We start from the raw sequence: 24,737 nt of genomic DNA, 5'->3' as shown, positions 1-24,737 counted from the left end.
ATTAGAGACCAATCTGGAGTCCCAGCATGTACGTTGTCGGTTTCGGATAGTTATGCCAGATCATCCCCTGCGAGAAGGCGCTGTTTCCGTCACCCTGGTTGGTCGGGGTTACTTCAGGATCGCCAACGATCGGGTCATCAACCAGCAGGAAGAAGTTCTGTACCGTCGCGTACAACCGGAGCCGGTTCAGTTTAATCCGTTCCGTCACCTGGCTCGGGAAAGTGTATCCCAACAGCAGGTTGCGACCGCGCAGGAACGAACCATCCTTGATCCAGTGGCTATCTACGTTGGTTACGTAACCTGCCCGAGTCTCCCGAATTTCGGCAATTGGCGTATTCTGATTGTCGGGTCTCCAGGCGTTCAATACAGAAGCATAGCTGTTGGCAAGGGCCTGGCGGTCTTCGCTGGCGTGCAGGTTCATCAGCATCACGTCGTTGCCGTACATGAACTGAAGTTCCAGGGTAGCATCGAAGTTTTTGAAACGAACGTTGTTGGTGAAAGCACCCCAGCCTTTCGGGCTACCGTTACCAATGATGCTCCGGTCGGCGTCGTTGATAATTTTATCGCCGTTCACATCCAGGTACTTGATATCACCCGGCAGCATGGTCAGGTTGTTCCGGTAGCTGGTAAACTTGGCGGCTTCTTCGCGCTCTGCTTCGCTCCACACACCCAGACGGGTCAGACCCCAGAATGAACCCACCGGCTCACCGATACGAATGATGTTCGTCGGGTTGGTGAAGTTAGGACCACCCACGTTGAAGATGTCCGACGGCGTAGCCAGCGAAAGCACCTTGTTCCGGTTCATCGAGATGTTTAAGGTCGTATTCCACGAGAAGCCGGGCCGGTCAATGTTGACGGTATTCAGCGCAAATTCAAAGCCCTGGTTCTGCATCGATCCGACGTTCTGACGAATGGTTGCGTAGCCACTGGTACGGGGTACCGGCGCATCGAGCAGCATGTCGGTGGTCTTCCGATAGTAGTAATCGGCTTCCAGGTTAATGCGGCCTTTCAACAAGCCGATTTCAACACCGATGTCGGTTTGAGCCGTTTTTTCCCAACGCAGGTCGGGGTTGGCCAGACGGTCGATACCCGTTCCATTAAAGCGTGTATCATTGTAGATAGTTGAGTAGTTTGAGCTCAACAGCGCCAGTGATGTATAGGGCGGAATTTCGGAGTTACCCGTTAACCCGTAGCTGGTCCGGAATTTCAGGTTGGAAATAACCGGATTGCCTTTCAGGAAGCTTTCTTCCGATACACGCCAGGCAAAAGCCGCCGACGGGAAGAACGCAAACTTGTGGTTGGCTCCGAATTTCGATGATCCATCGGCCCGGCCCGTTACCGTAAACAGGTATTTTTCCATCAGGCTGTAGTTCACCCGACCGAAGTACGAGTTAAACGCAAACCGTGATGCACCTGACCCCACTTGCGGGTTGGTAGCCCCGGCCCCTAAGTTGTTGAATCCGAAATAGTCCGTAGCGAAGTTTTGAACTGTCGCCGACATATTGAAGAAGTTGGTCTCCTGCCACGACAAACCGAGCATCGCCGTCAGGTTCTGATTGTCGCTGATCTGTTTGTTATACGTCAGATAGTTTTCCAGTGACCAGAAGTTCTCCCGGCGGTTCCGGCTGGCCGCGTTACCAAACTGACCGGGGTTCAGCGTCCGGGTTTGCGATTCGTTGTTTTCCTGGGTCATCAGGTTGACACCCAATACCGTCCGCATTTCCAGCCCTTTCGCAAAGGTAATGTTGCTGTACAGGCTTCCCAGCGTGGTTTGCGTGTTCAGGATATACCGCCGGTCCATCAGTCGGTGCATCGAGCTGAACGAACCCTCGGCGCTCGGGTAGTCACGGTTGCTGGCATAGGTGCCATCAGCGTATTTCACCGGCAGGAACGGGAAATCTTCTACAATCTGACGGGCAACGGCGTCGTTGATATCCACCAGGTTTTCGCTCTGGTTGTTGTAGCTCAACGTTCCACCAATTTTCAACCACTTTTTGACCTGATCATCAATCGTAAAGCGGCCTGAATACCGGCGCATATACGACGTTTTGATCAATCCTTCGTCATTGCGGTATCCGAGCGACAAGGAGTACTGGGTGCGTTCGTTACCACCGCTGAATCCTAACTGGTGGTTCTGCGAAAGCTTGTTCTGGGTTGTTTCCTTAAACCAGTCGGTATCGTAGAGCGGGTTCAGGTTGGCATCGAAGACACCCGGACGTAATTCGCTGAACCGTCTTCTGCGGGCAATCGGGTCAAGGCTCGTGTATTTGCCAGCCGCCCAGCCCGCCGGATCGTATTTCTTGATGTTGGCATAAGCCAGATCTTCAACCTCCAGATATTCCTTGGCGTTCAAGACCCGGGGGCGGTTCGGCCCAATCGTGTTCACGCTGAAATCGGAGTTGTAGGTAACCTGACCTTCGCCCGATTTTCCTTTCTTGGTGGTGACCAGAATAACCCCGTTGGCACCGCGAGCCCCGTAAATAGCCGTCGATGAAGCATCTTTCAATACTTCTACCGAGACAATATCGTTGGGGTTGATGTAGTCAATGGCCGAGCTAAACTGGCTCTGGTTTCCCTGCGGCAGCATCACACCGTCTACCACATAAAGCGGGTTGTTCGATGAGTTGATGGAGCTAAACCCACGGATGCGGACGGTAGTCCGGCCACCGGGACGCCCCGAGTTGGTGTTGACCTGTACACCGGGCATACGACCAGACAGCGCCTGCGTAAGCGAAGCCGTCGGGCGTTCTTTCAATTCGGCTTCCTTCACGGAACTTACGGCTCCGGTCAGGTCACTTTTCCGGGCCGTACCGTACCCAATGACCACAATCTCTTCCAGTACTTTGTCGTCGGTTTTCAGGCTAACGTCCACCGAAGTCTGGTTTCCGACGTTTACTTCCTGTGACAGGTACCCAACAAACGAAAAAACCAGCGTTCCGCCATTGTCCGGAACATCAAGTTTATACGCACCGTTGGCATCGGTTACGGTTCCACGCTGGGTTCCTTTCAGAACAATACTAACACCCGGCAGCGGAGAGTTGGTTTCGTCCGTTACTTTACCGGTAAGCGTCCGGTCAACAAGTTTGACTGACACAAAGTTCTTACCTGATAAGCTCCGTTCGGGGGCTTTCGCAGCAAGCGCGAAATTGGTGCAGAGTACCGCTAACAAAAGTTGAGGCACGCGAATGCTCAACTTCCTGCCAAGCTGAGTTGGAGGGAGTAGGTGTTTCACCATAGATTTCTGTACCGTATGATACGGCGTTGATAAATAGACTGGTAGTTTAATAGGAAATAAACGCGATTTTTTTGGCAAATCTAACGAATTGAATCCACGTAATTACCTACTATTTCTTATAATTCTTAAAAAAAATTAAAAATCATTCACTGAATTGAATTTCCTGAATAAGCTGATTTAGTTAACGCCTGAAGCCCCTCATCCAGCTTATTCTGATTAACGCAGCCCCATTTTCATCAACTCATTCATTACCAACACTATACCGTATGTAGCGCATATGAAAGCCGTCTTATAATCCGATAAGCAGTAGGCAGGATGCCACGGCTGGGGGCTGCTTTTCTCTTCTGGTCGCTCTACGAAAAATAATCGACCCGTGCAGCGCCTAACTGGGATAAAATCATGAGTACATTTCTTCCTATTTTGCAGAAATAATTCCTAAAAAATATCATATCTGTGGTGCTGGATTATCTCTTTCCGCCCGGTGGCTCCGGCTGAAACCCTATAAAAACAAAACCGCTCCCCACCATCACAGTGGGGAGCGGCAGAAACCGGACAGGATGAAAATCAGCTATTTTCTACGTTTACTTCTACTTCTTTTTGGCGGCCCGTCAGCACATCCAGCAGTTCTTGCACATTGACCGTAGCGAAACTGCTGGCGTAATCCGACATAGCGTACGGGATGACCAGTTCATTGCCGTTGATCAGCCCACCACAACTGTAGACGACGTTCGGCACGTAGCCTTCCCGTTCATTTTCGTCTGGACTCAGCAGCGGCTCAACCGTCCGACCAATTACTTTTGAAGGATCGTTCAGATCCAGCAGAAAAGCCCCGATGGCGTATTTCCGCATGGGTCCCACGCCGTGACTCAGAACCAGCCAACCGGCTTCTGTTTCGATGGGTGAACCGCAGTTGCCGAGCTGCACAAACTCCCAATGGTAAGTTGGTTTCAGCAGAATTTCCTTGGTTTGCCAGAAATACAGATCGTCCGAATACATCAGGTAGATGTTCTCGCCATCCTGCCGCGAAAGCATTACGTACTTCCCGTTGATTTTCCGGGGAAACAGCGCCATGCCCTTATTCTGCACCTCCGCTCCATTCAGCGTACTGACGCTAAAATGAGTAAAGTCTTTGGTCATGAGCAGTTGCGGGAAGGTAACTTGTCCATTATACGCCGTATATGTTGCATAATAGGTCACATCGCCATTGTCGTCGACAAACTGCACAAAGCGGGCATCTTCAATACCGTTGGTTTCATTGGGCGAAGTCGGGAAAATGCAACGTTCATCCAGACTCTGGTCCTCATCAAAATCAAGCTCGTAGTTGGAACGGGCCAGGGTCCGCAGGCTACTGGCAATAGCCTCATATTCTGCATGATGACGGTATTGACTCAGGATGCGTTTCAGCCGGTCTTCCATTTCTTCCAGCGCAAACTCCTCCCCTAAACCACTCATCATCATTTCCGAAATGGAATTCGACATCCGAAGTTCGTAGAGTTTGCGTTCAAACCGGGCCCGGTTGAACCGATGGTTAGGCACAATTTCTGGCGAGGTAACGTAGCGCGACGGTTTTCGCAGAATGATTTTACTCTCCTGATCAATGTAGCCCATCCGAAAGGTAATGGACGAAATATGGCCTTCGCCGGTAGCGCGCATACTCAGAATAAACCGTCGGAAGCCCGGCGGCACATTCGTCTGATCGGGGTGCCAGACCATCGACGGATTGAAGAGCGCGGCCGATTCCAGCGAGTATTCCATAGTGAAGTAGGCCCCCAGCAGCAGTTTTCGCTCCATCGTCAACGGCTCGTCGGTCAGTAGCTGGGGCTTAATATGATTGAACCGTTTCAGAAAAAACCGTTCCAGTTTATAGTGCCGGCTGCCAAACTCACGGATCACCTCATTTAGTTTCCGTTCCACCTCCTGTTCGGTCATCGCATTAACGCGGGCAATAATTTTCAGCACACGGGTTGAACTGCTGAGTTCAAACGGACGAAAAAGAACACGGGTAGGATCAGGACGTAATACAATACCGGTACGAGTTGCTTTTATCATAATAAAACAAATCTTGACGGACAGAAAATGAATAAAGTAAAGAGGGATTGAATGGGCCATTTTGGTGATCCGATTCAATCCCCCGGTGTATCTGCCTCACTGTTTAAACTAACAAGGTTAGTGCCGCATTTGCAATTTCGGTACCCGAAATTTGTTTTTGAGTAAGATGAAGTTCCGTCAGTGCCATCAAATACGCCAGCGTTGACTCCGCGCCCTGGTTCTGGTTAACCCGATCTACGTGCAAACCGTCACGGCAACCGCCCGTATTGGGGTCGTAAATGGACAAACCAAGATCATTGTGGCCCGTAAACCATTTGAAAATTTTGGTGGCCCGCTTCAGCCAGATGGCATCTTTCGTAGTCCGGTAAGCCGCCAGGCAGGCCGATACCGACCCCTGAGCTTCGAGCGGCTGCTGATCGAAATACGCCCGTTCAGCTCCTTTGATGTAAAAACCGTTGGTACCGATGGGCTGGAAATATCCCAGATTAGACGCGCTGCTTCCACTCATTTGCAGACTAATGAGCCAGTCCAGGCTCTTCACACCAATATTGGTTACGGTAGCATCCTGCAACGTTTCACCGGCGCAAATCAGCGCGTGCGACAGCTTGGCGTTGTCGTAGGTCAGATACCCCTCAAACCAGGGCCATTCCTTGGATTTGCTGTCGTTGTACCGAACCAGCATTTTATCCACCAATTGCTGTAGAATGGTTTTAACCAGCCGGTCGTTTCCAAAGCGTTTCAGGTACTCGCAGGCACCCATGATTCCGAACGCCCAGGCCCGGGGTGAAGGCAGGTCAACGAGCGACGGCAACGCCTGATGCAGCATCGGCATGGCCCAGGTGACCAGGTTTTTATCCGCCGTGCGCCCCACGCAGGTTCCAAGCGCCCAGATGGCCCGGCCCGTGCTGTCGTCGGAGCCAACTTCTTCCAGCCAGCGCCGGTCGTAGCTCATGAAATTCCGGAACTGCCCCCGCCCCTGAAGGTAGGCATAATTCAGAAATGCCGCATACACGTCGGCCTGCTCAGACAATTTTTGGTCGCCCAGACCGGCTTCTTCCACCAGAACGGTCAGAATGAGCGCCCGGGCGTTATCGTCGGTACAATATCCTTCTTCGTAGTGCGGCAAATGGTAGCGGGCGTGCTGGATAATGCCCGTTGAATCAGACAGGCGATACAGATGATCCAGCCGAATGGGCGGTAATTTATAGGTTCCGTTTCCACTGCCGTTCATCAGCGACTGCGGATTGCCGGGTAGCGCAATGGGTTGCTGGCGAGCCTGCACAAACGTAGACACATACCGTTCCATCACCCGTTCCCAGATCATGTTCCGGCCCATCATGTACGCTTTTTTCCGCATACCGTGCCGCAGCGAATCGTCGCTCATCAGGTTAATGATTTCGTCGGCCACGGCGTCCGAGTCGTTAAACGGCACCAGAACCCCGCGCCCGTCGGCCAGTAGTTCTTCGGCATGCCAATAGGGCGTTGATACCACGGCTTTTCCGCAACCAAACGCGTACGACAGCGTTCCGGACGTAATCTGGGCCGGATTCAGGTAAGGCGTAATGTAAATATCGGCAGCGCCCAGAAATTCCATGAGATTATCCAGCTCAACAAATTGATTGAAGAACAGAACGTTGTCTTTAACGCCCCGATCTTCGGCCAGCTTCTTGAGGCTGTCGCGGTAGGTTTCGCCCTGATCGCGGACCAGATTGGGGTGAGTAGCGCCCAGCACGATATAGACCGTATCCGGAAATCGTTCGACAATCCGGGGCAGGGCATTGATTACGTTTTCGATGCCTTTGTTCGGCGACAGCAGGCCAAAGGTCAGCAGCACCTGCTTGCCTTCAATACCAAACCGGTCTTTGTGGAAATGCGGATCAACAAAGGGCATATCCGGAATCCCGTGCGAAATAACATCAATTTTGTCCTCCGGTACTTCGTAAATGTCTTTCAGGAACTGACGGCCTTTTTCGGTCATCACAATCACCCGCGCCGACAGATCGGCAATTGTTTTCAGGACCATCAGCTGATCCTGATCGGGATTCCGCAAAACCGTGTGGAAGGTTGTAACGACGGGCATGGTCAGGTTACGCAGCAGCGTCAGGATGTAATTGCCCGCCGGACCGCCGTAGATACCATATTCGTGTTGCAGACAGACCACTTCGGTGTTCATCGAGTTTAGAAACTCGGCGGCTTTTTTATACGAATTCAGGTCGTGCTGGTAAAATTCGTAGCGAACTTCTTCGGGATAATCGTAGCCCTCCGGCACATCGTTGACTGACACGACCATGGCCGAAGACTCCGGGTAAAAACTGGTAAACGACTTATACAGATCGGAAGTAAAGGTAGCAATACCGCATTGACGGGGTAGGTAATCACCAATGAAGGCAACACTGGTGGGCACGTTCACAGGGTGCGCTACGTTTTGGGGTAGGTTATAATTCATCATTATTTCGAGAAATAATAGAAGGTTAATTATCCGGGTAATGAATTGATTTCGGAACAAAGAGCAATGCTCCAAATCGATCAGGTGTGTGTACCTATCAAACTTGGAAAATGCCACAGTTGTTTTAGAAAGTATTGGCCCTTTTATTTCGGAGCCTGCTTTTTGGCCGGGTCTTTCCTGTCTGTATCCGGTTTCTATCGGCAATGAGCGCAGTTGTAACCGCCCCAATCATTCAACGCTGCGACTCGAAAACCGGCTTTGTTTAAAAATTGTATATTTCCGGATTCTTCAATCGTATTTCAGGGGCTAACCACTAAAAAGAAAAGATTAAGTCCACCCGGTTTTCAAAGCCGCAGGTTGTTTTTCCAAAAATCCTTCGCTTTTAGTACCTTGCGGCCTTATCTTTCGTTCGTTCTTGATGTTCTGGCACCGCCTTTCGGATTTTATTTTAAAAAACCGCATCTCTCTCCTGATCGCCATTTTTATTGGGACTGTATTCATGTCCTACCAGGTCACCCAAATTCAGCTCTCCTACGAGGTGGCCCGGATTTTACCCTCCAACGACCCGGATTTTGAGTTGTACGAATCGTTTAAAAAACGGTTTGGCGAAGATGGCAGCGTTATGGTCATCGGGATTGAGACCCCGGATTTATATAAACTCCCGGTTTTCAACGGCTGGCACGCGCTGAATCAGGATATCCGGACATCACCAGGCGTCCAGGCCGTGCTGTCGGCGGCCAGTCTGTTCCGTCTGGTGCGCAACGACAGCCTCAGGCAGTTTCAGGTTTTGCCCCTCTCTCCGCTCCCGCTCACCACCCAGGCCGAAGCCGACAGCGTTCGGTCACTGGTTGCTTCGCTGCCGTTTTACCACGGTTTTGTATCCGACAGCGCCGGTCAATCCCACCTGATGGCCGTGACGTTTGACCAGAAAAAGCTCAATACCAAAGATCGCATCGGTATTGTTCTGGAAATTGAAAAGAAAGTACGGGCCTTCGGTGATCGGTTCAAGATTCCGGTTCATATGTCGGGTATGCCGTATATCCGGACCAAATTTACCGGAAAAGTCAGCAACGAGATGGTCCTGTTCATGGGTCTGGCGTTTGGCGTAACGGCCCTGATTCTGCTGTTTTTCTTCCGCTCGATTGTAGCCGTGCTGGCGGCTATCAGCATTGTGGGCGTCGGGGTGGTCTGGTCGCTGGGCTTTCTGGTCCTGTTCGGCTACAAAATCACGCTGCTGACGGGCCTGCTGCCGCCCCTGATCATTGTTATCGGAATTCCGAATACGATCTTTCTTATCAATAAATACTTCGAAGAATTCAGCCAGCACGGCGATAAAGTCCGGGCACTGAACACGGCCACGGAGCGCATCGGCGAAATGACGTTTTTCGCCAACGTGACCACCGCCATTGGTTTCTTTGTTTTTTACTTCGCCAGCAGTCCTATGCTCGCCCAGTTCGGGCTGGTGGCGGCTCTGGGCGTGGTGGTTACCTACGTGATCTGCCTGATCCTGATTCCGATTGTGTTTGGCTATTTGCCGGAACCGTCTTCCAAACAGCGTGGTCAGATGGAAAGCCCCTGGGTGGCTTCGTTCCTCAACTGGGTGAACCGGACTGTGCATCACCGCCGACGGGTGGTTTATGCGTTTATTGGTATGCTGGTGGTTGTCAGCCTGATTGGGGCCATGCAGATCAAAGCTGTGGGATACGTGGTGGATGATTTACCGAAGAACGATCCGATTTATACCGACCTCAAGTTTTTCGAGAAGAACTTCCGGGGCGTTTTGCCCTTCGAGGTGTCCATCGACTCCCGCCAGCCGGGCCGGATTCTGACGCCCCAGACACTCACCAAAATGCGGCTTTTGCAACGGGAGTTTGAGAAGTACCCCGAATTTACGCGCCCGTTATCGGTGGTGGAAGCGGCCAAATTTCTGTACCAGGGGTATCGCGGGGGCGACCCGAAATACTACGTGCTGCCCGGAGCGCTGGAAATGAGCAAACTGGCCGCCTATGCCCCCCAGATGAAAGGCCAGGGCAACGTCTTTAAAGGGTTTCTCGACAGCACCCGCCGGTATACCCGCGTCAGTTTTCAGATGGCCGACGTGGGCACGGTTCGCATCCGGGAACTGCTGACGACCCTGCAACCCAAAGTTGACTCCATTTTCAACATCGACCGCGAAACCGGCCAGCGGGTTTCTAATGGCGATATGTACGACGTTCAGATTACGGGCAGCAGCGCCATTTTTACGAAAGGCAACGAATATCTGGTCGATAACCTCAAGGAGAGCGTCTATCTAGCCGTCATCCTGATTACGGCACTGCTGGCGCTGCTGCTCCGCGATGTACGTACTATTCTTATCTGCTCCCTGCCGCGCATCGTGCCCTTAATCATTACGGCGGGCATTATGGGGTATTTCGGCATCCGGCTAAAACCGTCTACCATTCTGATTTTCAGCGTTGCGTTCGGCATTGCGTCCGATGGCACCATCTATTTCGTGGCCCGGTACCGCGAAGAACTCCGGCGCGGTTTGGGCATTTCGGCAGCCATCACCAACACCATTCATCAGGCCGGTATCAGCATGATTTACACGGCCTTTATCCTCTTCGCTGGTTTTGCAATTTTTGCCTTTTCCACCTTCCAGGGAACCGTGGCGCTGGGGGTTCTGGTGTCCATTACGTTGCTGATGGGCATGGCCGCCAACCTCATTCTGCTTCCGGCCTTCCTGTTATCGCTTGACAAACGCACCCGCCCGAAGGCATTCGCCAACAACGAAAGTGCAGTATAAACCGCAAAAAGCCCACGGCCAAAAACCGTGGGCTTTTTGCGGTTTATCGCCCTAGCTTGTCGTCACACCTCTTCCAGCAAACTCTGGAACGTGACGTGCTGGCTGCCATACCGCTCCTGAAGCTGGCCCAACAATTCATCTGAGTGGAATTTCTGGAACCGGAAGAAATCCAGTTTACTCGAAAAGGTATACTGAAAGGTGTACGTAGCGCCGTTGTTATCAATTTCAGTGAGCAGGTGCAGAATTTTATACGCCTGCGGCAGACCCGTGGCCATAACTGCCGGTATGTGCTCACCCCGCATCCATTTCAGCCACTCCCGCTCAACTGCCTTATCAATATTAACTGTCAGGTTGTAAAGAATCATTTAAATCAGAAAATTAGAGAATAGAGGTTGGCGGAAATTACATTCCGCTAAACGAATAACACCAATTTCACCGGTTTTGTCCATAATCTTACGGGGATTCTCATCCGTCGTACCCGCAAATGTTGTTTCTTTGCCTGAGACAAAACTACTCGCTCCATGTTTTACAATATTTTACTACATGCCCATTCGGGACTCCGCTGGATTGTACTGATTCTGTTACTGGCTGCTATTGTTACGGCGTTCCGCAAATGGCAGGCCCACGATGAGTACACACCAGGTGACAACAAACTCTACCTGTTTGCCCTGATTGCCACGCATACACAGTTTCTGATCGGCTTGATTCTGTACTTCATCAGTCCGAAGGTTCCCCTGGGCACCGGCGTTGATTTTGGCAGCATCATGCGCGAAAGCATTTACCGTTTCTATACCGTTGAACACATCGCCGGAATGCTCATCGCGGTGGTCCTGATTACCATTGGCCGGTCGAAATCCCGCCGACTCAGCGGCCCCATCCAGAAACACCGTACGGTTTTCGTGTTCTTTGGTCTGGGCCTGCTCCTCATTCTGGTATCCATCCCCTGGCCTTCCCGCATTCCCGGTGCAGGCTGGTTTTAAGAATGGCCTCCTGACCAACAGACTATAGCAACGGGGGTGTTCGTTGTTGATGAATTACGCTCATCTTTTCGACAATGCACCCGGCATCCCAGCACCGTACCGTTCTGACCTGGGTTCAGCCTACCCGGGCGGAACGGTACGAAATTTACTCGGAACTCGGCATTCCGCAGGCGGTCCTGACCATCAACACCCCCTTTCGGGCGACCATTGAATCGCGCTTTGGCGTGTATTGGCTTGAACGAAAAACGCAGTTTGCGGCTCTGACCGTATCGGAAGCAGACGGTTCGTTGATTGCGACGGTCCGAACGGGTTGGTGGGGACGCCGGGAAGTCACCTTCGAAGACGGGCGCAAACTCCGGTTTAATGCATCCGGTTTGTTTCGCAGCCGCTGGATCTGGCGCAACGCCGACGGCGAACCACGGGCGGTGGTGCAGCGGAGCCAGATTTTCTTTTCACCCGACCGGCCCATGCGCGAAGGCTTGTCTGCGCTCTTAACCGGACTCAGCATTTATTTTATCGCCAACCGCTCATCCATTTTCCATCGGTTTTGAACACGATTGGTTATAGTTTTCGGTTTACAGACGAAGCATGATAAATCCCGCTCGTCGTAACCTGTCAACCAGCAACCGTTCATAAAACCCAACACACACCATGATTCAAACCCGTCCGCTATCCGTTTCGCCGGATCAGCAACTTCGCAACATCGGCTGGAACTGGATGCTCGGCACCGACACGTTAGCCTACCTGACCAACGAAGCCGTGGTGGTGAGCCCGGAGGAAGCCGACGCCTACTACGAAGCCGCCAACCAACTGTTTGAAATGCTGGTCGAAGCCGGGCAGCACGTCATCGATAACAACCGGTTCAGCGAACTGGGCATTCCGGCCAACCTGGTCGAACTGATTAAGCTCTCCTGGAACGACGAGCGAAACATTCAATTGTACGGGCGTTTCGACTTCGCGGGCGGTATTGCCGGTCAGCCCATCAAACTCATCGAGTTCAATGCCGATACGGCCACCTGTATTCCGGAAACGGCGGTGGTACAGTATGCCCACCTGCGCGCCAACGGTCTGGACGAAAAGCGCCAGTTCAACGCCGTATATGAAACGTTGGTGAGCCAGTTTCGCGAGATTCGGCAGCAAAACGGCGACCTGCCACCGACGCTGCTGCTCTCGGCCATGCGCGGTTTTCCGGAAGACGACAGCAACGTGGCGGTTCTGGGCGAAGCAGCCCGCGAAGCCGGTTTTACCGTCGATTTTGAATACATCGACCGGGTTGAGTTTTCCGACAACGAAGGCATTTTTAAACAGAATCCGGAGAATGGCCAGTTTGATAAATTCAATTTCTGGTTTAAACTAATCCCCTGGGAATATATCGGTTACGAAGAGTCCGATCTGGCCCACATCCTGACCGAAGCCGTGCGCCGTCGGCAGGTGGTGGTTATTAACCCGGCCTATTCGCTGCTGTTTCAATCAAAATACATTCTGAAAATTCTGTGGGAACTGTACCCGTATCACCCACTGCTGCTCCAGACCGACACCAAACCGCTACCCGACCGGCCCTACGTTGAAAAAGTGCTATTCGGACGTGAAGGGGCCAACGTTCGCATCGTAGATGAACGGGGGCAGGTGACGGCTGAGGCCGAGGGAGACTATAGCGATTACCCCAAAATCTATCAGGAATACATCGAACTGTCGACGGATGCCGCCGGAAACCGGTATCAGGCCGGGGTATTCTTCGCGGGCGAAGGCTGCGGGCTGGGTTTCCGGCGCGGGGGCGTTATTCTGGACAACGGCGCACAGTTTGTCGGGCACATCGTGGAGTAAAACCGTTATACCGATTACCCCATCAGCAGCGATTCGGCTCCGTCGATCCAGATTGGTGTGCCGGTGATGTGACTGGCCCGGTCGGAAGCCAGAAAAGCAACCAGTTCGGCCACTTGCTCGCTGGTGCCGGGTTTCCCGTCGGTCAGCGGAATGACGCCTTCCGGAAACTCAACCGGTTCTTTCGCCGACTCCAGATCGCGTTTCTGGGTATTCTCATCAATGTTGGTTTCAATCGCACCGGGACAAATGACGTTGACCCGAATGCGGTGTTTGGCCAGTTCCAGCGCGGCCATCTTGGTAAAGGCGACCTGTCCCGCTTTGGTGGTCGAGTAGGCGGTTGCCCCGGTATTGCTGAAAATCCGGGTGCCGTTCACGGAAGCCGTAATGATAACCGAACCACCGTTTTCCTTCAACAGCGGAATGGCGTATTTCAGCGTCAGAAACGTACCGCGCAGGTTGATGTTCATGGTTTTATCCCACTCATCCGGCTCGAGTTCTTCGATGGGCGCCCAAACCCCGTTGATACCGGCGTTGGCAAAAACGATGTGCAGTCCGCCAAACTGACGTTGTACGTTCGCATACGCCTTTTCCATTTCGTCGGGCTTCGAGATGTCAGCCAGCACGGCCATAGCCTCGCCCCCCTCCTGCTGAATCTGCTGGACGGTTTCCTGCAATTCGTCGTCCGTGCGGCCCAAGGCGGCTACCCGGGCTCCCTGGCGGGCCAGCAACAGGGCGGCTGCCTTGCCGATTCCCGAACCCGCTCCGGTTATTAATGCTACTTTTCCGGTAAATTCTTTATCTTGACTCATCATGTCACCAGCGACTTATGTGTTTCTATTCTACTTTACCCGAACCCTGCCCTTTTTGTTAGAAAATTTTCGAAATGATTCTCACTTTTCTACGCAAAACATCGTGTAAAGCCGATTACACCCGGCTGTCCGGCGTAAACCATCTCTAGCATACATGACTAACGTGAGTCTTTACAGCATTGCCGCCGTTTACATTGTATCGGGCTTTCTGCATTTTTTCCGGCCTGAACCCTACCTCCGCATCATGCCGCCCTACATTCCGTATCATTCCCTGATGGTGCTGCTCAGCGGGATTGCCGAACTGGTGCTGGGCGTCGGGCTGCTGTTTCCGGCAACCCGTTCGCTGGCGGCCTGGGGGCTGATTCTGCTGCTGATTGCGGTTTTTCCGGCCAATGTTTACATGGCAACGGCGGATAAATTCGCCAGTATACCCGCCTGGATTCGCTGGGGGAGGCTCCCGCTCCAGGCCGTTCTGATCTGGTGGGCGTGGCGCTTTACCTGAGCGGTTCAGGCCGGGCGGCTGAAAAAGTCAGTCCAGAAAGCAATCGTCCCTAAAATAAAATTCTGAATTTCAGCCGGGCCGGAATGGAGTGGGGTTCGTTATATAGATAGCTTAACCGATTTTGTAATCAAACAGCAATGTCTATGAAAACCCCAGAACGATTCAACCGGGCAATCAGCGCACTGGTAAACGCCTATTTTACCGATACCCTGGCAAAAGGCGATTGCAACGCCTGCGCTGTTGGCAATATCGTTGCAGCCGGTTATGGAGCAAAAGTGTATAAGGATTCGCTTGGCGTACTGCGTTGCGAAGTTGAAAATAATAAATGGGCCCGGTTTTTCTTAACGCATGGCAAGCGGCAAGTCATTCGATCTTACAAGGAATTAATCAACACGCCCAGCATCATCCCCTATTTTGTTCAGTTGGGCCTGGAAAATATAAAAATAACCGGCTACTCGATGAAAGAACTGGCCCGGGTGGAAGCCGCCTTTGAACGGAATACGGCTATTCATGTTAAAGACTATCCAACCCGCACGAAGGAGGAAATCAGCGCCGATCAATACAACGGCCTGATGGCGGTTGTCGATGTGCTCTGCAAAATTGAAGGAATCGCCGAAGCAACGTCGTATAAAGCCTTGTTTGCTCAAGCGGCCTGACCGGAATCCCGGAGGTAGAGATTTCCTGTAAAACAAAACCCGACTGCAACGCAATCGGGTTGTTTCTTTTTCGTGACGTATTAACAAGTAAGTTCGCTTATCAAGTTGATCAAAACAAAACCCGGCAAAAATTGCCGGGCTTGTCGCTATTGTAACATCTTAATTAGTCTGAAAAAGAATCTCTCTGCGTACTCCTTATCTCCCTCGAAAGGGCCGGTTTCGCTCCTGGAGGGCGGCTAAAGACTTATGTAAAGTTCAGGAAAATACCGGAGCCACGCGCAGGAAAATCTATAACTGGCGAAGCAATTTCTATAAAACAGGAAGCATATCCATACTAAATACGGCTTTTTGTTGGCCGGACGGTTCGTTACTCACCACTTCTATCCCGTAAGTGAAGCAGGGAGCCAGAGCGACTCAGTGCAGCATAGCGAAAGCTGAAAATAGAAAGCCGGCAATTAATCTGGGAACATTCTGCCGTCTGTCAGGTTAACCAACGTACTAGCTCTATTTTCAATTTTAAAGACCGGATGGAAATTGTCGATAACCTTGTACCCCTGTTAACCCTGATTGTTCTGGAAATCATTTTAGGGATAGATAACATCATCTTTATTTCCATTTTAGCTGACAAATTACCGGCTGGTCAGCAGGACCGCCTACGCTATTGGGGCCTTGGCCTCGCTATGTTCATGCGGCTGGCTCTGCTGACGCTGATTGCCTGGGTAATGCAACTGGATCAAACCCTGTTTACGGTGGCCGGAATCGACTTCACCGGCAAGGGCCTGATTTTACTGGCCGGTGGGCTATTCCTGATCTACAAAAGTACCGTTGAAATCTATCACAAGGCCGAACGCGACGAGAACCCGGATGCGCCCGCTCCCGTCGCTGCATCGTTCAATCAGTTGCTGGTTCAGGTCCTGATTCTGGATCTGGTGTTTTCAATCGACTCCATTATCACAGCGGTCGGCATGGTCAGCGAGCTTTGGGTCATGTATACAGCGGTAATCGTTACCGTCGGAATCATGCTGATCGCTTCCAAACCCATCAGTTCATTTATCCAGCGCCACCCGTCTTTCAAGATTCTGGCGCTGTGTTTTCTGCTGATCATCGGCATGTCCCTGGTGGCCGAAGGACTGCACTTTGAGATTCCCAAAGGGTATATCTATTTTGCGATGGCCTTTTCTTTCCTGGTAGACTTCATCCAGATGAAGACCGTAGGCCCCACCAAAACCAATAACCAAGCATCCGGTACGCCCGGTTCGGTTGGAAAGCAGTAGCTACTCTGCCAAGGATAAACCGGAATTTTTCTACATATGCAGCCCGTTTACGACGGTTTCCAGACCCCAACGCAGGTATGGTGTAGCATCAATCGATAAAAAAACTACTTTTATGGCTTTCTGCTAAATCAACACGAAACCATAAAGATGAGACTTGCAAAATCGCTGCTACTGGCCGTAGGCGGAACGCTGCTGTTCACGGCCTGCAAAACGGAAAAAGAAGAAACCGCTACCCGAACCGTTTTTTTTGATAAAACCGGCATGGACACGACCGTTGCACCGGGCAACGATTTCTTTTCCTACGCCAACGGGAGCTGGATTAAAAACACCAAAATCCCTGATGATCAGTCTGGCTGGGGTTCTTTCTACACCTTGTACGAAGAAAATCAGAAAAAGACCCGGTCCATTCTGGAAGAAGCCGCAGCCGCCGGAGCCTCCAAAGGAAGCACCGAGCAGAAAGTGGGCGATTTCTACGCGAGCGGTATGGATACCGTAACCATTGAGAAAAAGGGCTACGAGCCGCTGAAACCGGGACTGGCCAGGATTGCGGCTCTGAAAGATTACAAACAACTCCTGAATTATGCAGCCGCCGACGAAGCTGACCGGGGTGGCCCCCTGTTTGGGTTTTATGTCGGAGCCGACGACCGGCGCAGCGACATCAACCGGATTAACTTCAGTCAGTCGGGGCTGAGTCTGCCGGAGAAAGAATACTATTTCAAGAACGACGAGGAAACCAAAAAAGTCCGTGCGGCCTTTGTCAATTACATCACGAAACTCTTCACGCTGACCGGCGTAGATTCGACCACCGCCCGCAAAAAAGCCGACGGTATTCTGGCGTTCGAAACCAGCCTGGCCAAATCGCACAAAGCCGCAGCCGATCTGCGCGACCCGATCAAAAATTACCACAAATATGCGGTAGCTGATCTGAACAAACTGACGCCCAACATCGACTGGACGGCTTTTCTGAAGACCATGACGGCCAAAACGGACACCGTACTGGTGGGCCAGCCCGAATATTATCAGGCACTCAGCACGTTACTGGCTTCGACGCCCGTTGAAGTGCTTAAAGACCAGCAGGCGTTTCGGTTTATTGACCACAACGCCACCCTGTTGAGCAAACCGTTCGTAATGGCGAAATTCGAATTTGCCGGCAAAACGCTCTCCGGCCAGAAAGCTCTGTCGGAACGCTGGAAACGGGTAGCCGATAATACCGATTCGTACCTGGGTGAACTGCTCGGCCAGGTATGGGTGAAAAAATACTTCACGCCCGAAGCCAAAGACCGGATGCTGACGCTGGTTGACAACCTCCAGAAAGCGTACCGCAACCGGATTGAAAAACTGGACTGGATGTCGCCCGAAACCAAGAAAATTGCCCTCGAAAAACTGGACGGCATTACCAAGAAAATTGGCTATCCCGACAAGTGGAAGGATTATTCGGATGTTGAGATTAACCGGGATGATTATTTCGGTAACATTCAGAACGCCCGCAAACACGATAACAAGGAGAGTATGGGCAAGATTGAAAAACCGGTGGATCGGACCGAATGGGGAATGACCCCGCCGACGGTGAATGCCTACGCCAACCCGACGTTCAACGAGATTGTGTTCCCAGCTGGAATCCTGCAATTCCCGTTCTTCGACAAGGATGCCGACGACGCCATCAACTACGGCGGTATCGGTATGGTGATCGGCCACGAACTGACGCACCTGTTCGACGATCAGGGCCGGCAATATGACGTAAAGGGCAATCTGCGCGACTGGTGGCAAAAATCCGATGCGGATAAGTTTACGGCCAAAACCAATCAGGTGGTTAATCAATACAACAGTTACACGGTTTTGAACAACCTGAATCTAAACGGGCGTCTGACGCTGGGCGAAAACCTGGCCGACCTCGGCGGTCTGGCGATTTCGTACGACGCCTTTAAGCTCACCGACCAGGGCAAGAGCAACGAGAAAATTGACGGTTTTACGCCCGACCAGCGGTTTTTCCTGGGCTTTGCGCAAATCTGGCGGACGGTCATCCGGGACGAAGCGCAACGGGTTCGCGTGCAGGTTGACCCACACTCCCCGGCTAAGTTCCGCGTCAATGGTCCGCTGACGAACTTTGCGCCTTTCTACCGGGCTTTTGATGTCAAACCCGGCCAGAAATTGTACAAACCTGAAGTGGATCAAACGCGGGTCTGGTAATACCGTATCCCCATGCCTTTCGTCCGGGTTGCCCTTGGCTGAAATACCGGACGAAAGACAAGGGTCCGTTCGCTTAATAATACCGATCCCGGCCCGGGAAGTGGTAATTGATGCCGACTTTAATCTGAGGGCCCCGGTTATTCCCCGAATAAACCGGGGCTTTATCGTAATAATTGTTTTCGATCATGGCTTCAACGCTCAGGTTTTCGGCCACTTTCAGGCCCAGACCAATACCGATGTTGATGCTGCTGAAACCGCGACGGTCATTAGGGCCTACATCACTGGATTTAAATTTTCCGACATTAAATCCCCCTTCACCGTAGACGTAAAAATTGTTGCGCACGGGGTAATACCGTAAAAATGCCCCCGCCGAATTAGCCCGGAAGCTGGTGTTGGCCCGGCTTTCAAAAGCGCCCCGGAAGCCAACGGCCAATCCGCGCTGAACAAAATAGGCCGCTCGTGGGCTAAATACCGTATACAATCCCTGCCCCTTACCGGTCCCGAAACCGATGGAAGCCCCCAGTAAAAATGCTCCGCTCCGAAACCAGGGTGAACCGGGCCGGTTGAAATAGGAAAGCGGAGCGTCCGAATACGTTCGGTTTACCCGCATTGTGGTATCCGTGGGCGGTGGAGTTGTCGTTGTAGCAGGAGTTTCCCGCCGAAGCGTATCGGTTTCCTGTGCACGTAGCACAACAGACGTTGTCAGACTTATGGTAACCAGAAAAAAAATCCGGTTGATAGAGGTTTTCATCGGTTTGCGTTGAGTTGTTCCCTTAAAAACTCAGCAATCCGGAAATTGTTATTAAGTAAAAAGCAGTCAAAGAAAACGGCGAATCACCCGGTATTGCTCCCGTGTAATTCGCCGTTTTCTGTTAGATGAACGCCTAGACTCGTCCCAAAACGTCGATCAATTGGCTGATCTGCTCGGTATTGGTGGCCGGAAAGTTAGCAATCCGAATCTGCGTTTCTTTAAACTGTCCGTAGCCGCTGCCCACGACCAGACCCGCTTCTTTCGCCTTGCTGATTACGTCGGCTGACGGCTTCTGGGTATTGGCTACCACGACGGTCCGCGAGCGGTGCCGTTCTTCTTTCACGAAAGGCGAAAACTCCGGATGGCTTTCGATGAATTTATAGAGCATCCTGGCTTTTTCTTCGGTTTCCTTCCGGATGGTTTCAATACCGATCCGGTTGAAATCCTGCGCAATTTTGCCCAACAGGTAAATAAAAAGAACGTTGGGGGTTGCGGGCGTTTCGTAGTTCTGGAAGTTTTTCCAGAGCGTCGGCAGGTTATGGTGCGCGCCGATGTGCTGATCGCCGTGTTTGAGCAACTCCGCTTTTTCGAGGCATTTATCCCCCGCAATCCAGACGCCCAGACCGGCGGGCATCCCGAAGGCTTTCTGTACGGAAAAGAAAGCTGTATCAATGAGCGAAAAGTCCAGATCCGGAAATGGGGCCGACGACACCATATCGACCGCAATGAGTTTTTTCGAGTTGCTGCGCTTCAGTTTGTGGATATCAACCGTCCGCATCTGCACACCCGAACTGGTTTCGTTGTGCGTCACCGCAATCAGTTCGGCATACTCCGGCACCTGAACTTCGCCGTAATCAAACCCCTCCCCAAACGGTTTTTCCTGCTTGTGCGTGTACTTATGAACCGCCGTGGCGTATTCGCAGAACTTCTTCGAAAACGATCCGTTGATCAGGTGGAAGCTCTCGTGTTCCACGCAGTTGAGCATAATCCGTTCCCACACTTCAGAGGCCGAACCAGTAAAATAAATGCCGTGCGATTCCGGAATGGTCAGCAGTTGGCGCAATTGCTCGACGCAAAACTGGTATAGACTCCGGAATTTGGCGCTCCGGTGCGAAATTGACCCGATCTGCTCATCCATTGCGGTTTGCAGATGCTGGTAAATCGTCGGATATAATTCGGCTGGTCCTGCGGTGAAGTAGGTTTGTTTCATAGTCAAAGAGTGAAAGGATGAAAGAGCAAAGAAGTCAGGGAGTGATCGAACGAACTCGCCCTTTCACTCCCTGACTCCCTGATTCTTAATAAATTAATCTGAATTTGATGGTGTTGTCAATGTGCCGCAATTCGCTCACGACCTCATCCGAATAATCTTTGGAAACGTCGGTAATTACATAGCCAATCTGCTCGTTTGTTTTTAGATACTGGCCCTGAATATTGATATGGTATTTGGCAAATATGGCGTTGATTTTTGCCAGAATACCGGGCACGTTGGCGTGAATATGCAGCAGTCGGTGTGACTCTTTCAGCAACGGCAATTGCAGTTCGGGGAAATTAACACTGCCGTATGTACTACCGTTGTTGATGTATTCCAGCAATTTACCCGGTACGAAATTACCGATATTTTCCTGCGCTTCTTCCGTACTACCGCCGATGTGGGGCGTCAGAATGACGTTTGGCAAACCGCGTAACTCGTTGATAAACTCCTCGTTATTGGTTTTCGGCTCGTACGGAAATACATCAACACCCGCCCCGGCCACACGACCGCTTTTGATGGCTTCGACCAGCGCCTGCACATCGACAATGTGGCCGCGCGACAAATTCAGGAAGATAACGCCTTCTTTCATCAGGCCAAACTCCCGGGCTCCGATCAGGTTTTTGTTGCTGGCCCGACCATCGGTATGCAGGCTGACAAAGTCTGAAATAGCGAGCAGTTCGTCCAGCGTCTTGCACTTCTTGGCGTTGCCGAGCGCCAGTTTATCGACAATATCGTAAAAATACACCTCCATGCCCAGGGCTTCGGCCACCACCGACAACTGCGTACCGATGTTACCGTATCCCACCAGACCGAGTTTTTTACCCCGCACCTCGAAGCTGTTATTAGCCGATTTGTCCCAAACCCCTTCGTGCATTTTATTGCTCTTGGGCACAATGTTGCGGACCAGCATGATGATCTCACCAATGGCCAGCTCGACCACCGAACGCGTGTTGCTGTAGGGCGCATTGAACACCGCAATACCTTTCTCGGTACAGGTTTTCAGGTCGATCTGGTTGGTACCGATACAAAACGCACCGATACACATGAGTTTGTTAGCGTTCTCCAGAACCCGGCTGGTTACCTGCGTCTTGGACCGGATGCCCAGAATAGACACATCCCGGATTTTTTCGATCAGTTCGTCTTCGTCGAGGGCTCCTTTCAGGATTTCTACGTTAAAGCCCTCACTTTCAAACAGGTGAACAGCCACCGGGTGAACGTTCTCCAGCAGCAGCACCTTGATCCGGCTTTTGGGATACGACTGGCTGCGGTTCAGCTTGTTATGATATAAAAACTCGTCGAGCGAAGGCGCAACGTAATCGGCTTTTTCAATCACTTTCGGGCGCATAACATTTTCAGTAAAGGCGTAAAAACGGTTGGCCAGCCCCGACTCGCGAATTTCGTAATCGGTGTACCCATCGCCTATCACGTAAATGTCGCCCTCCAGATTGAGGTCCCGGATGAGCTTCACTTTCCCTTTATCAGTAGCCAGTGGGTTTTCACAGTCACAGCCAACAATATTTCCAGCCTCATCGAAGACAAACGTATTGGCAAACACGTTTTCCTCCTTGATTCCCAGTGATGTAACAATGGGCACAATAAATTCCTTGAAACCGCTTGAGACAATCAGAATCTGATCGGCGTGTTCGGCCAGGAAATGCCGGTTGCGCTGAAACGAGTCCGAGATTTCGTTTTTCAGCGTTTCGATCAGCGCGGGCAGGTGGTCACGATGAGCCGTCAGCAGTTGCAGCCGCATTTCGATGGACTGTGCCAGCGAAAGCTCCCCCGACATTCCCCGGTCGGTGATGATCTTGATTTTTTCGAGAATGGCCTCCCGGTCGCGGTGGGCAGCCAGTGAGATTTCACCCAGTACATCCAAAGCTTCTACCTTGGTAAACGTGCTGTCGAAATCAATGACGAAATACGTCTGTTCGAGCGTTTTGGTTAACATCGCTTTACTCCTGATAATTGTCGGCATTTAATATTTCTTCCAATGCCTGCCTTAGTATCGGAAGATGAACTCTACTTATTTTTCAGATAATCTTGTAATCAGTACCGCTGGGCAGGCTTGCCGGACACCGGATGCAACCACCTCATACCCAAAGATTACGCCTATAAAACGTACCATCCCTCAACACCCGAAAGGCCAACACAACGGCTATTTTTCCTTCAAAAACCGTAACGCCCGCTCCTCCGACCAGTACACGTCCGTGTTTCGTCCAGCCGGCGCAAAACCGCAGTGCCCTCCCTGGGCCGGAAATTCCATCCAGACATTGGGCAGTTGCTGCGCCAGTTCTTCCGGGAAACACTCGCGCGACAAAAAAGGATCATTTTTAGCGTTGACAACCAGAGTCGGAATCGCAATTTTATCCAGATACTGCAACGAACTGCTCTGCTGGTAATAATCCTCGGCATCCCGAAAACCGTGCAGTCTGGATGTGAACAGGTTATCAAAGTCCCGCAAAGTTCGCACTTTTTGCAATCCCTCCGTATGGATCACACCCGGCATTATCGCGGCTTTCTGAAAAACTTTGCGTTTCAGGGTCCGATTAAACCGTTTGTTGTAAATCTGGCTGTCCCAGGCTTCCAGTCGGCGCGATGCGGTGGTCAGATGCAGAGGCACCGAAAACACCACGGCTTTCTCAATAGCCGGATGGATATCCTTCCCGCGTTCACCCAGGTACTTTAACGTAATATTGCCCCCGGCACTGAATCCCATAAGGTTAATGTGCTGATACCCTTTCTGCAAGGCATAATCGATCACAAACTGCAAATCGCTGGTTTCGCCCAGGTGATAAAACCGGGCCTGCCGGTTCATTTCTCCGCTGCAACTCCGGTAATGCCAGGCCAGGCAATCAAACCCGTTGGCCGTCAGATGCCGCACCATCCCGGCCAGGTACTGCCGCCGGGAATCCCCTTCCAAACCGTGGGAAAGGATGGTTAAGCGTTTTTTGAGTCCACTATTCTCCTTTTCAATTTCATCACGCTTCCCTCCTGGCACTTCGTTCTGAACGCCGGAGAAGCTCCAGTCCAGGTCCAGAAAGTCATCGTCCGGTGTTTCAATCCGCTCACGAACGTAAGGCACCTCCACCTTCCGGAACAGCGACGGAATGATCGTTTGCAGGTGACCATTCCACAAATGAGCGGGCGGACGGTAATCCGACGGGGTAATCAACGGCATAGTCTTTCAATGAAGAAACACAAAGGTACACCGTTACAAACCAACGGGAAAATCAAAGGCCCGTAAAGACGGAAGTGTTTGATTTTCGGCCCTGTTCTAGCAGTATTTCGCTTTACGGTTGTACTATTTTCACAGCCAATTCAAGTTATTTTGTTGGTGAATTAAACCATTCGACTGTTTTTTGCTCTAAGTTTTGTTTTCTTTGTGACGAATCATTCACCTAAAACTTTTTAGTACCTATGAAAAAGGGATTGTTATTCATCCTCGCGCTTCTCTTCACGGCGAACTCGGCTCTGGTATTGGCCCAGGCAAAAAGTCCGCATGTAAAAGCAGAAAGCCCTGGCAAAAGCATTAAAGTAGTGTATGGTCAGCCGTCCAAACGGGGCCGGGTTATTTTTGGCCCCAACGGGCTGGAAAAATACGGCAAAGTATGGCGCACGGGCGCAGACGCAGCCACCGAGATCACGTTTGCCAAAGATGTCATGTTCGGCGATAAAATGGTGAAAGCCGGTACGTATACGCTGTTTACCATTCCCGACGAGAAGGAATGGACGGTGATTCTGAACAGCAAACTGGGCCAATGGGGCGCTTACGACTACATCGACCCCGTGAAAGGCGCTGAATTGAAGAAAAAGGACGTAGCCCAGATCAAGGTGCCGGCCAAAACGACGACAACGCCGGTAGAAAAACTGACGATCACCCCGACGGAATCTGACGTAACCATCGCCTGGGATCAGGCTTCCATTTCCATCCCGGTCAAACCAACCGGCGGTACCCACTGAAGGAGAGTCCTCGGCGCAACTCGCCAGCGA

At 51.6% G+C, this 24,737-nt stretch carries 18 protein-coding genes; 9 read left to right on the top strand and 9 right to left on the bottom strand.

Translation table 11 applies throughout. The annotated features are described in order from the left end of the window. Window position 1 precedes the first annotated feature (1 nt). The 3 genes from LX87_RS19805 to LX87_RS19795 all read right to left on the bottom strand — a co-directional run bounded on the left by LX87_RS19805 (window position 2) and on the right by LX87_RS19795 (window position 7,694). A complete protein-coding gene (locus tag LX87_RS19805) occupies window positions 2-3,235 on the bottom strand; it encodes a SusC/RagA family TonB-linked outer membrane protein (protein ID WP_111630018.1) in 3,234 nt (1,077 codons plus the stop codon). Between the two features lie 564 nt (window positions 3,236-3,799). Further along, window positions 3,800-5,287, bottom strand: coding sequence for a glycoside hydrolase family 130 protein (locus LX87_RS19800; protein ID WP_211325350.1), 1,488 nt, complete (start codon window positions 5,285-5,287; stop codon window positions 3,800-3,802). Window positions 5,288-5,387: 100 nt separating this feature from the next. Then, entirely contained in the window at window positions 5,388-7,694 is a 2,307-nt protein-coding gene (locus LX87_RS19795) for a glycosyltransferase family 4 protein (RefSeq protein WP_229310740.1), read from the bottom strand. 535 nt (window positions 7,695-8,229) lie between these two features. Here LX87_RS19795 and LX87_RS19790 point away from each other — a divergent pair. After that, window positions 8,230-10,512 carry an efflux RND transporter permease subunit gene (locus LX87_RS19790; RefSeq protein WP_310587923.1) on the top strand — a complete coding sequence of 761 codons (2,283 nt, stop codon included), beginning with the start codon at window positions 8,230-8,232 and terminating at the stop codon, window positions 10,510-10,512. Between the two features lie 62 nt (window positions 10,513-10,574). Here LX87_RS19790 and LX87_RS19785 read toward each other — a convergent pair whose 3' ends face one another. Next, complete coding sequence (locus LX87_RS19785; protein WP_111630015.1) at window positions 10,575-10,877, bottom strand: DUF4286 family protein; 303 nt, start codon at window positions 10,875-10,877, stop codon at window positions 10,575-10,577. 156 nt (window positions 10,878-11,033) lie between these two features. Between LX87_RS19785 and LX87_RS19780 the strand changes: the two genes are divergently transcribed. The 3 genes from LX87_RS19780 to LX87_RS19770 all read left to right on the top strand — a co-directional run bounded on the left by LX87_RS19780 (window position 11,034) and on the right by LX87_RS19770 (window position 13,316). Continuing rightward, window positions 11,034-11,492, top strand: a complete 459-nt coding sequence (locus tag LX87_RS19780; RefSeq protein ID WP_111630014.1) for a cytochrome B — start codon at window positions 11,034-11,036, stop codon at window positions 11,490-11,492. Window positions 11,493-11,566: 74 nt separating this feature from the next. Further along, window positions 11,567-12,043, top strand: a complete 477-nt coding sequence (locus LX87_RS19775) for a hypothetical protein (protein WP_111630013.1) — start codon at window positions 11,567-11,569, stop codon at window positions 12,041-12,043. Window positions 12,044-12,143: 100 nt separating this feature from the next. Further along, a complete protein-coding gene (locus LX87_RS19770; RefSeq protein WP_111630012.1) occupies window positions 12,144-13,316 on the top strand; it encodes a glutathionylspermidine synthase family protein in 1,173 nt (390 codons plus the stop codon). A gap of 14 nt (window positions 13,317-13,330) precedes the next feature. Here LX87_RS19770 and LX87_RS19765 read toward each other — a convergent pair whose 3' ends face one another. Further along, on the bottom strand, window positions 13,331-14,128 hold the full coding sequence (locus LX87_RS19765; protein WP_229310739.1) for an SDR family oxidoreductase: 798 nt from the start codon (window positions 14,126-14,128) through the stop codon (window positions 13,331-13,333). 151 nt (window positions 14,129-14,279) lie between these two features. On the opposite strand from LX87_RS19765, the gene LX87_RS19760 reads away from it, so the two are divergent. From LX87_RS19760 to LX87_RS19745, 4 genes are all read left to right on the top strand, one after another. Further along, window positions 14,280-14,627, top strand: a complete 348-nt coding sequence (locus LX87_RS19760; protein WP_111630011.1) for a DoxX family protein — start codon at window positions 14,280-14,282, stop codon at window positions 14,625-14,627. A gap of 143 nt (window positions 14,628-14,770) precedes the next feature. Further along, window positions 14,771-15,283 (top strand): hypothetical protein, encoded by a 513-nt coding sequence (locus LX87_RS19755; RefSeq protein ID WP_111630010.1) that lies wholly within the window; start codon window positions 14,771-14,773, stop codon window positions 15,281-15,283. Window positions 15,284-15,810: 527 nt separating this feature from the next. Then, the gene (locus LX87_RS19750) at window positions 15,811-16,557 is read left to right on the top strand and encodes a TerC family protein (RefSeq protein ID WP_111630009.1); all 747 of its coding nucleotides are present in this window, start codon (window positions 15,811-15,813) and stop codon (window positions 16,555-16,557) included. 147 nt (window positions 16,558-16,704) lie between these two features. Beyond that, a complete protein-coding gene (locus LX87_RS19745) occupies window positions 16,705-18,744 on the top strand; it encodes a M13 family metallopeptidase (protein ID WP_111630008.1) in 2,040 nt (679 codons plus the stop codon). 73 nt (window positions 18,745-18,817) lie between these two features. Here LX87_RS19745 and LX87_RS19740 read toward each other — a convergent pair whose 3' ends face one another. The 4 genes from LX87_RS19740 to LX87_RS19725 form a co-directional block, all read right to left on the bottom strand. Beyond that, on the bottom strand, window positions 18,818-19,495 hold the full coding sequence (locus tag LX87_RS19740; protein ID WP_111630007.1) for an outer membrane protein: 678 nt from the start codon (window positions 19,493-19,495) through the stop codon (window positions 18,818-18,820). Window positions 19,496-19,628: 133 nt separating this feature from the next. After that, window positions 19,629-20,705: an aminotransferase class V-fold PLP-dependent enzyme gene (locus LX87_RS19735; RefSeq protein WP_111630006.1), complete on the bottom strand. Its 1,077-nt coding sequence runs from the start codon at window positions 20,703-20,705 to the stop codon at window positions 19,629-19,631. An 85-nt stretch (window positions 20,706-20,790) separates the two neighbouring features. Then, complete coding sequence (gene serA / locus LX87_RS19730; RefSeq protein ID WP_111630005.1) at window positions 20,791-22,695, bottom strand: phosphoglycerate dehydrogenase; 1,905 nt, start codon at window positions 22,693-22,695, stop codon at window positions 20,791-20,793. Between the two features lie 207 nt (window positions 22,696-22,902). Continuing rightward, complete coding sequence (locus LX87_RS19725; RefSeq protein WP_111630004.1) at window positions 22,903-23,925, bottom strand: YheT family hydrolase; 1,023 nt, start codon at window positions 23,923-23,925, stop codon at window positions 22,903-22,905. Between the two features lie 239 nt (window positions 23,926-24,164). On the opposite strand from LX87_RS19725, the gene LX87_RS19720 reads away from it, so the two are divergent. Further along, on the top strand, window positions 24,165-24,707 hold the full coding sequence (locus tag LX87_RS19720) for a DUF2911 domain-containing protein (RefSeq protein ID WP_111630003.1): 543 nt from the start codon (window positions 24,165-24,167) through the stop codon (window positions 24,705-24,707). Window positions 24,708-24,737: the final 30 nt, after the last annotated feature.

It is taken from the genome of Larkinella arboricola (assembly GCF_003259745.1).
Lineage (GTDB): Bacteria > Bacteroidota > Bacteroidia > Cytophagales > Spirosomataceae > Larkinella > Larkinella arboricola.
Note: the sequence above shows the minus strand (reverse complement) of the source record. Positions and strands in the feature narration are given on the sequence as shown.

Coding starts and splice junctions, on each gene's coding strand:
- LX87_RS19805 (WP_111630018.1), bottom strand. CDS start 3,235: ATGGTGAAACACCTACTCCCTCCAACTCAGCTTGGCAGGAAGTTGAGC.
- LX87_RS19790 (WP_310587923.1), top strand. CDS start 8,230: ATGTCCTACCAGGTCACCCAAATTCAGCTCTCCTACGAGGTGGCCCGG.
- LX87_RS19785 (WP_111630015.1), bottom strand. CDS start 10,877: ATGATTCTTTACAACCTGACAGTTAATATTGATAAGGCAGTTGAGCGG.
- LX87_RS19780 (WP_111630014.1), top strand. CDS start 11,034: ATGTTTTACAATATTTTACTACATGCCCATTCGGGACTCCGCTGGATT.
- LX87_RS19775 (WP_111630013.1), top strand. CDS start 11,567: ATGCACCCGGCATCCCAGCACCGTACCGTTCTGACCTGGGTTCAGCCT.
- LX87_RS19770 (WP_111630012.1), top strand. CDS start 12,144: ATGATTCAAACCCGTCCGCTATCCGTTTCGCCGGATCAGCAACTTCGC.
- LX87_RS19765 (WP_229310739.1), bottom strand. CDS start 14,128: ATGATGAGTCAAGATAAAGAATTTACCGGAAAAGTAGCATTAATAACC.
- LX87_RS19760 (WP_111630011.1), top strand. CDS start 14,280: ATGACTAACGTGAGTCTTTACAGCATTGCCGCCGTTTACATTGTATCG.
- LX87_RS19755 (WP_111630010.1), top strand. CDS start 14,771: ATGAAAACCCCAGAACGATTCAACCGGGCAATCAGCGCACTGGTAAAC.
- LX87_RS19750 (WP_111630009.1), top strand. CDS start 15,811: ATGGAAATTGTCGATAACCTTGTACCCCTGTTAACCCTGATTGTTCTG.
- LX87_RS19745 (WP_111630008.1), top strand. CDS start 16,705: ATGAGACTTGCAAAATCGCTGCTACTGGCCGTAGGCGGAACGCTGCTG.
- LX87_RS19740 (WP_111630007.1), bottom strand. CDS start 19,495: ATGAAAACCTCTATCAACCGGATTTTTTTTCTGGTTACCATAAGTCTG.
- LX87_RS19735 (WP_111630006.1), bottom strand. CDS start 20,705: ATGAAACAAACCTACTTCACCGCAGGACCAGCCGAATTATATCCGACG.
- serA (WP_111630005.1), bottom strand. CDS start 22,695: ATGTTAACCAAAACGCTCGAACAGACGTATTTCGTCATTGATTTCGAC.
- LX87_RS19725 (WP_111630004.1), bottom strand. CDS start 23,925: ATGCCGTTGATTACCCCGTCGGATTACCGTCCGCCCGCTCATTTGTGG.
- LX87_RS19720 (WP_111630003.1), top strand. CDS start 24,165: ATGAAAAAGGGATTGTTATTCATCCTCGCGCTTCTCTTCACGGCGAAC.